This is a genomic window from Flavobacterium sp. ST-158, assembly GCF_058309975.1.
Genome location: NZ_JBZEEN010000006.1, coordinates 184,551 through 201,253 on the forward strand (window position 1 = coordinate 184,551; position 16,703 = coordinate 201,253).

The following is a 16,703-nucleotide window of genomic DNA, read 5'->3' on the forward strand; positions in this document are numbered from 1 at the left end:
CTCATATTTTTATTATTGTCACCTTGAGCCTGTCGAAATGTACTAAGGTCTTCGACAAGCTCAGACTGACATAGAATACTTTATTTATTTAACCAACTGCACAGGAGGCAAATTTTCAATTTCTTTTTTACTTAAAACTAAATCTCTAATCTTACTTCCTTTTAAATTTCTTAGTTCTTCAGCAGCGGTTTCTGCAACAGTATTTGCTCCTGCTCTACCTGTATGCGTATGATCTTTTGGGAAAAATGCTTTTACAGCTTCCTGTCCTAAAGCTTGGTATTTTTGAGCTACTTTATCACTCAAATCAATATAATCTGCTTTTTCCTCTGTTGCTACTTCCTGAGCCCATTTTACATAAGTAGTACTTCTTTGCTCAACTTTTCCATTTGGCCATTCGTTTCTTGGCGTTAAGCTCATCACAATTGGAGTCGCGCCTTTTTCTTTAGTTTCGCGAATAAACTTCTTTAAATACCAACCATAAGTATGCACGGTTTCTGTTAAAGTGTCACCACGATTTACTTGTTGTGTTTCATCACCAATTCCGTTAATAGAACCTCTAAATTTTTCGCTGTCAATTTTACCGGCGTCGTTATGACCAAATTGAATAATAACAAAATCACCTGGTAAAAACTCTTTTTTAGCTTTATCCCAAAGCCCTTCAAAATCAAAAGTACGTGAACTCCTTCCTCCTCTTGCTTTATTAACAATATTTACACGAGTAGTATCAAAATAACGAGAAACCATCACGCCCCAACCTACTGCATTTTCATTGTTATTTTCAGCCATAGTAGAATCACCTATAAGGAATACATTAATCTTTCTAGGCAATTTAATTACTGGATTTTCTAAGATATAATTCTTCAAAGAATTGGTCGAAACTTTCAATCCTTCAATAATGGAAGTCGCTGCCAGCACTGCCCCTTTAGCAGATGGATGTGTATGATCTTTTTGATAAAAATACGTTCCAGTTACATTAGCTTCTCCAAATTTCTCCAATTTAGAAGCCATTCTATCATTCAAATCAATGAAAGTCACTTTTTCTTGGTCAGCAATTTGTTTCGCCCACAATCCATAAGAAGTGTTATTTCTTGGTAATTTTCCATCTTTCCAAGTATTTCTAGGAATTGGCGACATGACTACCGGAATAGCTCCTTTTTCTTTCGCTTCTTTTACTACTTTGCGAATATACCAACCATAAGAATGAACCACTTCTGGCTTTTTGGTAATCATATTCACAATTTTTTCAGACTTATCAGAGATTCCTTTTATAGTTCCTCTTGCTCTTATAGTATCATTAAGCGGACCATCATCATTGTGTCCCCACTGAATCAGGACATAATCGCCTTTTTTTAATTTTTTGTATACGGCATCCCACAAACCTAAATTTTGATAGGTTCTGCTACTTGTTCCTCCTAAGGCATGGTTTTCTACTTTTACTTTAGTACTATCTAAAAACTGTCCGATGTAATCGCCCCAGCCCCAAAGACCTCCTGTCCCATCACCACGACCATTTTTAACCGTAGAATCACCAACGGTATATACTGTAATTTTTTGTTGTGCTTCTGCTTGAAATTGCACTAAAAAAAGTGCAAAAAAAGCAAATAGCATTAATTTATTAATTTTCATTTTTTAGTTATTTTTTATTGTTTTTTCTCATTTTTTTTCCACGAATGCACTAATTTTTCCTTATCAATCTTGGTGCATTTTAGTTTCACAAATACAATTCGACTTTGTCAATAGTAATAAGTAAAATCCAGTAATACTATTTAAAAAACTCATTCGAGCATTCGTAGCAGAATAAATTATTATTTTTTTTACCTGAAATCAAACCATAAATTCATTTGAATTCCTTCGTCCCCACTTTTAATTCGGATGCTTGCTGGTTGACTGTGTGGCCCGTGATGCTCTAACGGCTTGAACGAACGCATAGCTGCAATTTCATACATAAAAGAAATATTTCCTTCTGGAAAAGCTGGTTGAGGATGAGTCCCTTCAAAAGCATTTTTAGGTAAATCCGGTGTAAATAATCGTAAAAACACTTTATCCGAAGCAGAAAACATTTTAAAACTATTATTTCCTTTTGCTTTTAAAGATGCTGCAAATAAATCAGCATGATAACCTTTAAACTCAGGCAAAACCATATCTTCAAAACTTTCTCCAGGAATAGTTTGATTGTAGTCTTTCTCCCAAATTCCAAAAGTAGTCCCTTTAATTCTGTTTTTCCAAACGTGATAAGGTCCTTTTCCAAACCATTTCATGCTTTCCACTCCTTCTTCAGGGAAATCAAAAGTGATACCAAAAGTATCTACCTTATCTTGAACAAAAGCTCCATCAAAACCACTGCTTGCTCCTGCGTCTTTAAGCGCTAACATTTCCATTTTTAAACGACCATCAGCAGTCATCGTCCATTTGATCGTTTTTATCCCACCTACATAATTTACTGTACAAATAGCTTCATTATGTTCGATAGAAGTTGTAAGGCTTTTTGCCTCAGCAATCATCCCAATTGGTGTTGGTCCATTAGTTAAAGGCACAATTCCGTTTTTGTTTTTAACTGAGATAATTTTTCCTGTTTTTTTATCAAAAGTAACCTGAACATCTTTGCTAATTAAAGCCACTGATACTGCTTCATCCTTAATACTAACTTTAGCTTTTGTTTCTTTTTTCAACAAAAATTTATCAGCAAAATAATTGGCTTTATGAATGGCCCAAGTCCAAGTATAAATTTCTCTTCCATGTTGATCATGAGCCGTAATTTCAACCCAATCCCCTTCAAAAAAGTTAGCAGCAACAGGGATTTTTATTTTCGAAGTTTCGCCTGGTTCAATACTTGGGATTTCGATTTTTCCTTTATCTAAAATGCTTGAAGAATTCTTTGTATAAAAAGCCTCTTTATCCCCTTTAACCACTTTGTATTCCATGGTACAAGAATTCAAATTGCTATAGATATAATCGTTGCTAATAAAAAATGCACCATCAAATTTAGAAGTAATACTTAAAGGCGCAAATTGAATAGGAGCCCAAATTTCTTTAATAGCATAAAAACTTCCTTCTTTTTCTCGATGTGGCCCTAGAACTCCATCAGCTGCCAAAGAACCTTTAGAATCAAATTGTTCTTTTCCTTTCCAATCAACTCTTTTTACAGCTTCGTCACAAAAAACCCAAATAAATCCACCCGCAAACAATGGACTTTCTTTAAAGTGATTCCAAAAATCTTCTAATCCTGCTCCTCCTCCATTATCGTAAGTGGCGTGCATAAACTCTGTTGGAAAGAAAACATTTTCACCATTTACAAAACGATGAACTCCAGTTTGATAGGCTGGATAATGATGTGCATCCCAACCGTTAAAGTCAGACCAAGGATGAATTACAATACGTTTTTGTGGATCTAAATCTCTAAAAATACTATCTACTTTATAATTCCATCCGCCTTCGTTTCCATTGTCCCAAATAATAACAGATGCGTGATTCACATCACGAGTGACCATTTCTTTTACTAATTTACTTCCTGTTTCAGTATCATAAGAATTTTGCCAACCTGCTAATTCATCTAACACAAAAATCCCTAAGGAATCACAAACCTGTAAAAAATGACTATCGGCTGGATAATGTCCACGAACGGCATTCATGTTCATATCTTTCAACAAATTCACATCCATGATGCTTATACGCTTGCTGGTACTTCTACCCGATTCTGGCCAAATCTCATGACGGTTAATCCCTTTCATGATAATCTTTTTGCCATTCACATAAATACCATCTTTTTTGATAAACTCCAGCGTTCTAAAACCAATTCGTTCTGTAATCTCATGAATCGATTTTCCGTTTTGTTTCAACTCTAATTTTAGATAATACAAATTAGGCGTTTCTGGACTCCAAGCTTTGATATTCGAAAACTTCATGCTAATGGCTTTTTTAATCTCTTTAGCATTTACATCAAAAGAAAAACTACCTAAAACCTTATCACTTCCATCCGCTGTAACGGAAGCTATAACAGTACTTTTTTGAGCAATATTCTGCAAATCCAATTCCGCATTTAAAGTTCCGTCCATTTTAGCATCTACTGCTACATGGGCAATATTTTGGTTAGGTTTTATTTCTAACCAAACAGGACGATAAATCCCACCAAAAAGCCACCAATCCGCCTTTCTCTCTGCTGCATTTACCGAATTATTAGCTGAATGTTTGGAAACATGTGCTTCTAGAACATTTGTTCCTCCGTAATTGATTAATGCTGAAATATCGTATTTGAATTCATAAAAACCTCCCTGATGAATTGGTCCTGCAGATTTACCATTGATCTTAACTTCCGTATCCGTCATGGCTGCGCCAAAAACGATATAAATAGTTTTGCCTTTATCAGCAGCAGCTATTTTAAATTCGTGTTTATAAAAACCTTCTTCTTTACTTGGTTCTTTTTGATTCAATTCTTTATACCAACGACCATATGTGTATTCTCCAAAACCTTGCAACTCCCAGTTGGAAGGCACATTTATTTTGGACCATTGTTTACTATTTGCTCCGTCAGTACACATAAAATCCCACTTTACGGGATGTTCAAAGTCAGTTCCAGAAAGAAAGACCTTAGTAGTTTCTTGTGCATTTACATGTATAGCTCCTAAAAAAGGAAGACATAATGCAACTGCCGCTTGTAATGATTTTTTAAAAAACATAATTTTAAATATAAGAATTAGTTACCATCTGGTTTTACAGTTTCAAAACGAAGGCTCATAGGCAATGTCCATTTTGCAAAAGCATTTGGTTGATTAGGATTGTATGAAGGCAAATCTTTTATAAAATAATTAGCCAAAGGGCTGTTCAAATCGCGGAGTCCTTTTATCACACACAACGCAATCTCATTGGCTCCAAAAGAGTTAAAATGCGTATTGTCTTCTAACTTTTTATTTTGCCCTGGAAAAGTATTGGCTGGATATTGCACAAAAGCTTTTCGGGATGGTTCATCGCCCCAGCTTTCGTATAAGGTGGTTGTTAATTTAGTAAGATCAACTAAAGGAACATTCATTTCCTGAGCTACTTTGCGCATCGCATCTGGATAATCTCCATGAGTAAGTTTTAAAGTCCCGTCGGTATTAAAAGCACGACGTTGCACCGGAGTAATCAAGATAGGATTTGCACCTTTATCTCTGGCTGCCTGCACAAATTCACGCAAAGAAGCTGAATACGATTCCCAAGGCCCTATCCCTTCTCCTTTTTCTTTCTCGTCATTATGCGCATATTCAACGATTAAATAATCTCCGGGTTTAATCACTGACAAGACTTTTTTCAATCGTAAAGCAGCTTTAAAAGAACGCAACGTACCTCCTGAAACAGCATAATTCGCCACGACTACATTCTCATCAAAATAATTGGTAATAAACTGTCCCCAGGAAGCCCAAGGCTCTAAATCCTGATCGGTTACAGTAGAATCTCCAGCTAAATAAACTGTTTTCACATCCGTTATTGGAGTAATAGTTATACTTTTGATTTCAACATCACCCAGAAACTCTAGAGTTAATTTATCATCCCAGTTGAGTTGTCCTAAATCACGATCTTTCAAACTGATTTTTGAGTGATTGTCAATTTTAGGCGTTCTTACATTTACATTGAATTTTTTGATTGCAGATTCTCCCTTTTTAAGAACTTGCTGATCGAGCATTAATCTTCTTGATTCTGCTTTAATTGTAGTATTAGTGCTTCTAGTTTCGCTCCCAAAAACTACTGAAACCTGATAATTTCCTTCAGGAAGTTTTACCGAAAAATAAGTAGGTACCTTTGATGCAAAGGAATTTGCATTCATTGAAACATTAGCCTCGGAATTAAAATCAAAACCATAACCAACTGCTGCATCATAACTTAACGATTGATTGACAACTATGGTTCCTTCTGATTTTTTTGCTTTTTTACCAAAGTAAAAAACTTTTTTCTCATCTAATTTCAATGTTTGCTCTGCTTTCTCTTTAGATGTTAACCTTGCTGATGCCGAAGCCGAACAAGAAATATTAAAAACACCTGCCACAAAAAACAAAAGAAACAACTTTTTTATTTGAATCATAATAATCACTATACATTTTTAAAATAATTGACTAAAGTAGTTTTTTCAAAATAATTCAGTATCCTGCACTGTTATGCAATACCTAAATTAAGCCCTTATTTCTCCTTCCTAATAACTACTCTGAATAGATTAATAACTACCAATTTCTTTCAACAAAAACTTCTCCAGAAAAGCAATTTAAAAACAAAAGAGCTATTCCTTTTACAAAATAGCTCTCTTAAAATCACTGTGAATTTATTTTTTAAATCGAATTTCTATCAATAAAGTTGAATGGGTTTTTAATTTTTCCCGTTTCCTTATTCAAAATCATACTCGCAGCAGTAGCTCCCATCATTTTAAAATCAGTTGAGATTACTGTGATTCCAAGTAATTCTTTCAAAGGGGTATCATTATAGGATATCACCCCTATCTCTCTACCTAGCTCAAAATCTTTGTCTCGAATTTGTTTTACCAAACTCACTAAATCTGACTCTTCAATTGTAATAAACAAATCCCCTTTTTTCAAAACGGTATCATCATAAACCTCTCTTAAAACTTCATATTCAAGTCCAGAATCCACACAAAAACGTTTAAAACCATTTAAAATTCGTTTTGGATAAGGATAAACGGAACTTTCTGGATAGATTAAGATTAGTTTGTTATATCTAGAAATCTTCTCTAAGCCTTGCTTTAATGCACCATAGATATCATTCTCATAATCTTGACAAACCTCAATAACAGAATCTTCAATCCCTTTATTATTATCTAAAATAACTAATTTATCTTTTGGAATCTTGTTAATTGCTTGTAAAACACTTTCACCGGAACTAAAATGTGTTAGATTATCGGTTTTAAAATGCGGCATAATTACATAATAATCATAAGCACCCAAATATTTATCTATTAAGTTAAGAAAGAGAGTTTGGTCGCAATGATAAATGTGTAAATCTGTTTGAGAATTCCCTCCAATGTTATTAATAAAGGAATTATAAATTCTCATTTTATACGAACTCAACTTATTAATCAAAAAAAGAACATTGACTTTAGCAATAAGTTTAGTACGCGTTACATAATAGCCTTTTCCTCTAATTGGAGTTATTATTTTTCTTTTCTTTAAAATATTATAGGCTTTTTCTACTGTATCCCTAGAAAGATAAAACTCTTCACTAAGCATATTGATGGAAGGCAGCTTTTGATCCATTTGCAATTTACCGGTAGCAATACTATCAATTATAGAATCAACTATTTGCTTGTATTTTGGGATTCTTGAGTTTTCACTTAAACTCATTGAAAATGAAACTCCTTCATCTATCATCTCTTTTGTCAAAAACTTTTCCATCTTCCTAGTAAATTAAATTTCACTCATCAACATCAGTTAAATCTTTATTTTATTTAAAAATAAACAATATTTCTATACAAAAATCATGTAATCGATTACCAAATATAAAAATAATTTTACCATTATAAATAAAAAAACCAGAAATAAAACAAAATGCATTATAATTTAGCATAAAATATATCATATATATAAAAACCTGATTAATTAAATACAAATTAAATAATCAGGCTTTATAAGCAATGCATTATTTAAAATTATTTACTGCGGGTTTAATTTTTAACAAAATTCCACACCTGCCCTTTTGCAACTCCCCCCTTATTATCTTTCACATCCACTCGCCAGTAATAAGTAGCGGTCTCATTCAAACCTTGCGTATAGGTTTTTAAACTTTGAGCCGAGGCAACTTTTAAAGTAGGTGGATTTGTTGTACCAAAATACACATCATAAGAAAGAATATCATTCGCATCCACATCAGATGCATTCCACTCTAAAACTACCGAACTTTCATTAGCAACTGAAGACAAACCTGGCTTGACCAATGATGGAGCAAAAGGTAAGTGGTTCGTTAATCCAACACCTTCAGTATAAAACTGAAACACTGATGAATACTCACTAGATAAATTTTTAGAATCTATAGCTTTTACTCTCCAATAATAACGTACTCCTTTTTCTAGAGAAATTGCTTTATTTGGAATTTGGCTTGAATTCGTGTAAGCTATCTGACTAAATTGATTATCCTTTGAAATCTGGATTTGATAACTTACCGCATCCGAATCAGGATCAGAGGATGCATTCCATTGAAATGACAATGCATTATCAATACACAATAAATTATTTGCTGGCGCAACTAGAACTGGCACAGAAGGAGCATTGTTTTCATCCACAACCTCATCCGCTCCGTCATCACTTCCACCTCCACAAGAGCATAATAACAAACCTATTAATGCTGTTAGTAAATACTTTTTCATTTTACTATTGTTTTATAATTTTTACAATCGTTAACTCCTCCAGATATACTTTTACGTAATACACTCCAACGGTTTTATTTTCAATATTCATTTGAATTTTACCATTATTTACTTTGTATGTACCAGACGAAATCAACTGTCCGTTAGCATCTAACATATCTACTTTTACATTATTTTCAGTAATTGGCACTGCTATATTAAAAATTCCATCTGTTGGATTTGGAAAAGCAAGTATTTGATTGGTATCAATTTTAGCATTAAGAATCCCTTCACAAGCTACATCTGTTTGCACCTGAACTAAATCACCAGGATTAATGGCCACAGAAAATGAAGCTGCACTAGTTTCTAATACCGTTTTACCATTCACTAAAACAGTATAAGGAGCCGTGCCTTGATCGATATCAACCGAAAACTTATCTGAAACAACTGTAGTTTTTCCTGATACACTTATTCCGCTTTCTACTTTAGCAGTATAACATTGAGTAAACAACTCATCTACAACTGAAATACAAAAATCATAGGTACCAGGTTCTAAATTTGATATTGTTTTAGTGGTTGTAAAAGTATGAGTCAATCCATTAATTACCGTACTATAATCCATTGCTTTTTTAGCCGTAATAATTATGGTTCCGTTCTTTTTCCCTACACAGCTTTCACCCACAACCTCAATACTAAAATTATCTGATGACAAAGTAAAACAGCCATTAGCATCTACTATTGATCCTGTTTTAGTATTAGTACACAAATCTTTATCATTCATCACCCCGTCATTATCATCGTCTAATTGACTAGCTGAACAACCCGAAGCGTTCACCCCTTCTCCTGACGGAGTATTCGAACAACTATCTGCATTATTTTTAACACCATCATTATCATCATCTAATTGACTAGCAGAACAACCAGAATCATTAACTATTTCTCCAGTTGGAGTTGCTGAACACAAATCCAAAGTATCTATTACTCCATCACCATCCGTGTCAATTTCATTAAAAGTAGAAGTTAAATCTCCTTCTAAACTTATATAATCATACATAACATGATTGGATCCTGCCGACGTAGATGGCATTTGTAATTTAAGCGTATTCAAACCAACTTTTAATTTACTATAAGGAATCTCAAAAGTGGCTAAGCCATATTTCGCATGATTAGATTGTCTTAAAAAAGCATTACCACCACCATTAGGAGGGTAATAGCCTGAAGAAGGAGTAATACGGCTACCATTTACAAAAATCCAGTTTTGTGCGTGGTCTGAACTAGCATAAGCTATTGTTAACTTTGCATTACCTGTTGTTGGAATTGTACCCGTTAAAGTAAAATTAATATTCCAATCCCAAAGAGATCTATTCCCATCCGCATCAAAATAAGAGGAATGCACATACGGTAATGCCGTTTTCCAATTTCTACTATCGACATTATACTCGATAGGATTGGTAAAAGTTGTTGGAAATTTTTTTTCAACAAACCCTTCACAATAATCAAAATCTCCAAACTTATATTCTTCAGCCGTTCTATTAGGAACACCTACTTCAAAAACTATATTTCCATTTACACGAGGAATTGCCCAATTGACATTTCCAATGTTAGTAGTTCCTGCAGCTGTAACCACAACCGTTTCTTGTCTATATTCTCCTGTAGTTCCGTCTTTAAAAGCAAACAAAGTATAAGTCCCTGGACGGACATTCTTAATATCAAAATTTCCTGAAGCATCTGTTTTTACCCAATATTGATAATTTTTTTCCTCAAATTGCCAATTACCCCCTGAATCAGAACTCAATTGGGTAACGCCAATCCAAGCATCACCACCATTAACTTCAGACTTAGATGGGTCAACAATTGAAAATTTACCCGTTATATTACCACGCCCACTAGCTAAAGGATATTCTGGCGTATTGGTTAACCAAGAAAAAGGCCATTCGTTTGCGTCTTGGGCCGCTCTAGCTTTAGCTTCGTCCCAATTAGCATTTGCAGTAGATTTTTGATTGGCGTACATTAAATAAGGGCCATAAATTTTTGACCATTCTTCACCTTGAGGCACTACAAAACCTGCATCATTATAATGTACTCCGTTCATACAAACATGAATAATTCCTGAAGCAGCATTCAAATCATGATGTGTTGGTCCTCCGTTAAAATATTCATGATTACCCATAACCGCCCAAATTCCTATATTATTTTTATCACTGGAATGGCCATAAGCTTTCAAACCAATTAAGTTTTCGCTAAACTCGTATTTACCATCGTATTTACCTGCACGAACTCCCGATGTAATTTTAATAATCTCCGCGATAGAAGTTGGCTCCCAGCTATCACCAGGTTGGGGCATTTCCCAGGTTTTTAAATCATTTACACAAATTTTATCAGTAACTGTATTATTAATCCACATTACCTGTCTCCAAGAACCTAAATCAAAACTTGGATAGGCCGCTTTATGGCGCAAAATAGAGTAGGTATACAAGCCAAAATCGTCTTTTTTAAGTACATAATGAATCTCGACATCAACTGGAGTAGCATTAACACCAGAAATATAGGGACGACTAAAGTTGACATCAATATAATTAGCTGTTTCTTCTTTTATAGAAAAAGTAGCTCCTCCAACGGTTTCAAAGCCTGCAGAAGTAGTTAAATCATAATAAGTACCAACTCTAGTTGGATTTGCTGCATTATTTTGAAGTAGAGTCTCAACCCCGTTAATTTTCAACGACTGAACATTACTCGTTCTTTTTTCGATTTTAGCTTCAATTTTCCCGTTTTTAAGAATAATATAATCTGTAAATTCCTGAATCATTCGGTTAAGATCCTGCGAAATGGACACAGAGGTTTTAGTCCCATTATAGACCACTGCTAATGATTGACCACTAGGACAAGTAATTTTTCCATTAAGAATATAGTCCTCTAAAACCGTTTTTTTATCTCCCGTTACAAGCAATTGCCCAATACCACTTATAAATATTTGTCCATTAGTTCCAATATTTACAGTACTTGCCACATCAACAGTTCCTCCGGTAATATTCAAATTTCCAATTGGATTTCCTGTACCTGTTCCTATTTCTAAATTAAACCCGGTAGAACCCGCATACAATGTCCCCCCATTTACATTAACTGTACCGTTACCCCCTGCATCCTTACCTACAAAAAAAGTATATTTACTTGAAACCTTACCTGAATTAAGATTTACTACTCCTGTTGCTGTCCTTCCAATATAAACATAATTTCGATTATTAAAATCAGCTGATCCATTTACAGTCACAATTCCATTCATTGTAGAAACATTGTTAGGATAAAAAGTACCTGTCACAATAACATTAGCACCAACATTGGTTGTAAATGTGGAAGGCCTCTTTGCTGACACATCGTTTCCCGAATGCCCAATATTTGTTGGGTTATTAGGATTTCCTGCGACAATAACAATATTTGCAGAATTCAAACTAGCAAAATTAATTGTGTTGTTATCCCAGTTATTCACATTATAAAAATCAGAATCTACACCTCCTACCCAGGTATAGGTCTGAGCATTCGAAAAATGGCTAAATAAAAAAAATAAAATTGCAAAAAATGCGAATCTCATTTTGATAAAAGTAAAATTGGTTTTCATTGGCTATGATTTTTTGGTTAGTCATTTAGGCCTTTATATATTATTCATAGCATTAAAAAATTCCTTTTTTATTGATGTAACTTTAAAAACTCCCATTTTTTAAACATCGAATAATTTTAATGTATAAATAACACTTAAAAAGCCTTTGCAAATAATAACAATATTTTAACAGCACCGTCCTGCCGTAACCTGTAAAATATATAGAAATAACAAAAGCCTCAGTAAAATCCTTGATTTCACTGAGGCTTAGTAAGATAACAACTATATCAATTTAGCAAAAAAGTCTCTCTAACTATTCTTTCATCAATTGCAAAAGGGTTGATTTTGGTACTTCAAAAACACTTCCATGACGAATTCCGGAAGGAAAAATCATCTTCGCTGAAATATTTTCCCATCCATTTTCTGTTTGTTGGATAGCTCCGTATTTATGGTCACGGTATTTATCAAAATACACTGTCCATTTTCCATTTATTTTAACAGCAGTTGGACCTTCTGCCCAATAATTCCCTGTAATAGGTTTTGATGCTTTAGAATAAGGACCTGTTAATTTATCACTATAAGCTACTTTAAGATTTTTTTGTACCGGTGCTTTCGTTTCGTCTTTTAAAAACATTACATAGCCTTTGTCATCTTTCAAAATTGTAGCATCAATTACATTAAAACCTGGTTCATAAAGTAATTTGGTTGGAGCATAATTTTTAAAATCTTTAGTAGTTGTATAATAAATCCTGTGATTGTACCCACTATCTTCAGTAGTTTGCGTTTCTTTAAATTTACCTACTATGGTACTCGCCCAATAAATCATGTATTCCTTATTTACTTCGTCATAAGTAATTTCAGGAGCCCAAGTATTACGAGTTTCTTTTTCGTATTCCATTACAGGTATAAACTCTTGTTTAGACCAATGGATTAAATCTTTAGATGAAGCATACCCAATTCCTTTATCGGTCCAACTTACCGTCCAAACCATGTGATATAACCCATCTCCTCCTTTTATAACACAAGGATCACGCATTAGCTTGTCTTTTCCAACCTCGGGAGTTAAAAAAGAAGTATCATTTTTTAAAGTCTCCCATTTATAACCATCCTCACTATAAGCTAAATGCAAACCATCTTCTCCATTTCCTTTAAAATACGAGAAGAGATAAACTGATTTTTCAGGAATAATATTATTTGCTTGTAACCAATGTTCGCAGGCATCTGGCCAATATGTATTGGTTCCTTTATTTCCTAAACCAAAACCATGACCTCCACTTTGATACAAATGCATCTCGGCTGGAACTTTATTTTCTTTTAAAGCTAAGTAGTAATTGATACTATTTTCTACAGGAACCGCATGATCATCAGTAGCATGAGCCAAAAAAGTAGGCGGCGTATTAGCATTCACTAATTTCTCATTCGAATATTTGGCAATCAATTCATCAGAAGCCGTTTTTCCTAAGAGACTTTCTTTAGAACCATTATGTGTAATTCCTTTTTCCATTGAAATTACTGGATAGATTAACATCGAAAAATCAGGACGTGCGCTAATCCCTCCTTTGTCATCATACACTTTATCCATATAATGTGTAGATGCTGTTGAAGCCAAATGCCCTCCAGCGGAGAATCCCATAATTCCAATTTTATTGGCATCCAAATTCCATTTCACTGCATTTCTACGCAATGTTCTTATTGCTTCCTGCGCATCCTGCAATGGCCCTATCGTTTTATCTTCCATAATTAAATCAGAAGGCAGACGGTATTTCAACACAAAAGCCGAAATACCGATGGAATTAAACCACTTTGCTACCTTGATCCCTTCTTTATCTATAGACAGATGTGAATATCCTCCTCCTGGACAAACAATTACAGCGGCATTCTTCTTATTATCATTATTTGGAGCTAAAAAAACTGTCAATGTTGGAACCGTTACTTTATCAACTCCTGTAACTTTTCCTGAAGCATCTAATCTGTATTTTTCCACTACTTGATTATTATTAATGGCTCCTGGTATTTTTTCCCATAATGCCATAACTGCATTTTCTTGAGAAAAACCATTGGTAATCATTCCTAAAAAAAAGAATAATCCTAAAATTTTCGTTTTATAACTGTTAATCATCATTTTCTTTTTAACCTATTTTAAAATTGTAATTTACTAATATATAAATTGAATTCAATAACACCAGATTGCTAACAAACATTATTCTTTCTCAAAACATCCCAAATCAGGTGCTTTACCTTTATAAGGAAATCCTAAATCTGTTCCTGCATCAATTAACTTACTGCCTGATTTTAACTTTAAAAATCTAGTATCCGGTAAACTTCCATCAACCTGTCTTGGAGCCATCAACAATTCTTCGTCAAGACTTTCAAAATCAACAGTACTTACTTTAAAATTCAAATCAAAATAATTGTTTTTTAATACACAACGTGATTTATCAATATTTGTTAATTCATCAGAAAGTGCTCCTAAACCTAAATTATTTATTAATTCATGATTCCAACCCGGACCATCCGTACCAAAATCCGTTGGGTTCAAAGCCAGACAATTTACCATATTATAATTGCGTCGGTTTTTATATGCTGTATTATTATACCAATAATTTCCTTCCAAATGATGATTAGCATAAAAACCACTTTGCTTATTCTTAACTGCCAGACAAAAACGAATGGTATTTCGCGGAATGGGAGCATCGTTTTCTAAAATATCCTGATACGGACGATTTCCTTTACCATAACCACCAGCTTTAAAACCATTTCCATCGGCACGACTGATAAATCCCTGGGAATAACCATTATAAAATGCCCAACAATTTTCAATCAAAACCGGCTCGGCATTGTTGATCAAATCGAATCCATCGTCACTATTAAACCAGGCTCGACAACCTCTAAACACATTATTTACACTACCTTTTTGCAAATGACATCCAAAACCATCCGTATTTCCACCTTTTCCGCCTTCTGAAACCGAATCCCAACTATTGTATGCATCGCAATTTAAAATCAAATTGTTTGAACCGCTAATCATATACACTCCAATAGCCATATTATCGTGCATATTTAGTTGTTCCAAGGTGTTATTACTTCCACGAACTTCAAAACATTCAGATTGAGTATGTGTTTTTATAGTAACCTGAACACCTATAATTTCCAATCCTTTAATATGAATATTATCTCCACTTACTAAAAATGCAACCACACGCTGATTAGCTGGTTTTACCTCTTTGTAATCAAAAACTGGCTTTTCATTTTTATAAGCCAAATAGGAAATTCCGTTTTTATCTAATGTGGTTACATAAGCCCAAATTTTTCTTGATTGCGCAATTTGATCTTCTCGCATGGTATACAAACCACCTCTAATAAAAACAGTGTCACCAGAATTAGCTAATTCCTGTGCCTTTTGTATGGATTCAACAGGAGCTGTTATTGTTCCTTTATTGGCATCACTACCGGTAGGAGCAACATAAATTTCTTTTGCAAAAGAAAAAAAGCTGTTTAAAAAAATTACAGCTATCACCATTTTGTGTTTCATGAAAAATATAATTCGTTTGGATTATTCTCGAGTATTGCAACAATTGACATTTAAAAAAGGGAAGCTTTCCAACTCCCCTTTTGATATTTTCTATTTTTATTTACTTCAAAAAAGAGAATCAAAATAGCCATTTATTTATTTCATCTTGTAGATTTCAGATCCTGCTAACAAGAAACACCCCAATCCATAATCCTCAAAATCAGGAATTTTATCATAGTTCAATGGCTGTCCATCTTTTGGTTCTTTTCCAGTAGATTGTAGAAACCCTAAAAAGCCATCTTTGTGTAAACTTTCAGAAACTAATGCTTTCCATGCTTTTTCTACAACTGGTAAATAGGTTTTTTTATCTAAAATACCACTATTGATTCCGTAAGTTATTCCATAAACAAACAAAGCAGTTCCTGAAGCTTCTTTTCCACCATAATTTGTTGGATCGTGTAAACTTGCATTCCAGAAACCATCTGCTCTTTGAATAGGCACTAAAGCTTTAGCCATTGCTTTTAAATCGCTTACATATTGTCCTCTATGTGGTGCATCTTCTGGAATAATAGTCAAGACTTTAGCCAACGCTGCAATTACCCATCCATTTCCACGACTCCAGTAACAATCTTCTCCATTAGGCTCTTTGTAGGGCGGATCAAAATCGGCATCACGCCACCACAAACCATCTTTTGGATTATACAATCCGTGGTCACCATGATTGTTTCTTGAATACATATACATCTCGTACATTTTTTCAAAATAACGATTGTCTTTATCTAAAACCCCCATTTTGGCAAATACTGGCATTCCCATTTGAATAGCATCAATCCAAGACCAATCATCAAGTTGAGGCGTATTCAACAACATATTGATACATTGCCTTGTGTTTTTAAGTTTTTTAGCATCTGGCTCAATGTTGTACAAATCAATATATGTCTGTGCCGCACAATAATCATCGGCATTACGATTAGCATTTCCGTTTCTAAATCCCCAATTATGGAATTCGGACCAAGAATACGCATAATCATAATAGGCTTGCTTAGGATAAATTTCGTGTAAAGCCATTAATCCTTCATAATAAACCCCACGAGTCCAAATATTACTTGGACGCTCTTTATTAGTTACAATTGTTTTACCAGTATCTGGCCATTTGTCCATAAAATACTTATTAGCCAATTCCATCTGAGATAGAACCGCTTTTTTATCAAAAGCTTGCTGGGCAAAAGTGATTGTGCTTAAAACCAAACTTAAGCCTAAAAACAAAATACTCTTATTCATTA

At 34.0% G+C, this 16,703-nt stretch carries 9 protein-coding genes; all 9 read right to left on the bottom strand.

Translation table 11 applies throughout. The features are described from left to right. Window positions 1-84: 84 nt before the first annotated feature. Window positions 85-1,626: a rhamnogalacturonan acetylesterase gene (locus tag AC4FRF_RS10865; RefSeq protein ID WP_491159540.1), complete on the bottom strand. Its 1,542-nt coding sequence runs from the start codon at window positions 1,624-1,626 to the stop codon at window positions 85-87. A 188-nt stretch (window positions 1,627-1,814) separates the two neighbouring features. Then, window positions 1,815-4,673: a glycoside hydrolase family 2 TIM barrel-domain containing protein gene (locus tag AC4FRF_RS10870; protein WP_491159542.1), complete on the bottom strand. Its 2,859-nt coding sequence runs from the start codon at window positions 4,671-4,673 to the stop codon at window positions 1,815-1,817. Window positions 4,674-4,690: 17 nt separating this feature from the next. Next, window positions 4,691-6,052, bottom strand: coding sequence for a rhamnogalacturonan acetylesterase (locus tag AC4FRF_RS10875; protein ID WP_491159543.1), 1,362 nt, complete (start codon window positions 6,050-6,052; stop codon window positions 4,691-4,693). 241 nt (window positions 6,053-6,293) lie between these two features. Continuing rightward, the gene (locus tag AC4FRF_RS10880) at window positions 6,294-7,346 is read right to left on the bottom strand and encodes a GntR family transcriptional regulator (protein ID WP_491159664.1); all 1,053 of its coding nucleotides are present in this window, start codon (window positions 7,344-7,346) and stop codon (window positions 6,294-6,296) included. 293 nt (window positions 7,347-7,639) lie between these two features. After that, window positions 7,640-8,338: a glycoside hydrolase family 78 protein gene (locus AC4FRF_RS10885; RefSeq protein ID WP_491159544.1), complete on the bottom strand. Its 699-nt coding sequence runs from the start codon at window positions 8,336-8,338 to the stop codon at window positions 7,640-7,642. Window positions 8,339-8,342: 4 nt separating this feature from the next. Then, window positions 8,343-11,930 (bottom strand): polysaccharide lyase family protein, encoded by a 3,588-nt coding sequence (locus AC4FRF_RS10890; RefSeq protein ID WP_491159545.1) that lies wholly within the window; start codon window positions 11,928-11,930, stop codon window positions 8,343-8,345. A 292-nt stretch (window positions 11,931-12,222) separates the two neighbouring features. Further along, entirely contained in the window at window positions 12,223-14,031 is a 1,809-nt protein-coding gene (locus AC4FRF_RS10895) for a prolyl oligopeptidase family serine peptidase (RefSeq protein WP_491159547.1), read from the bottom strand. Window positions 14,032-14,109: 78 nt separating this feature from the next. Then, the gene (locus AC4FRF_RS10900) at window positions 14,110-15,441 is read right to left on the bottom strand and encodes a right-handed parallel beta-helix repeat-containing protein (protein ID WP_491159548.1); all 1,332 of its coding nucleotides are present in this window, start codon (window positions 15,439-15,441) and stop codon (window positions 14,110-14,112) included. 135 nt (window positions 15,442-15,576) lie between these two features. After that, window positions 15,577-16,701 (bottom strand): glycoside hydrolase family 88/105 protein, encoded by a 1,125-nt coding sequence (locus AC4FRF_RS10905; protein ID WP_491159550.1) that lies wholly within the window; start codon window positions 16,699-16,701, stop codon window positions 15,577-15,579. Window positions 16,702-16,703: the final 2 nt, after the last annotated feature.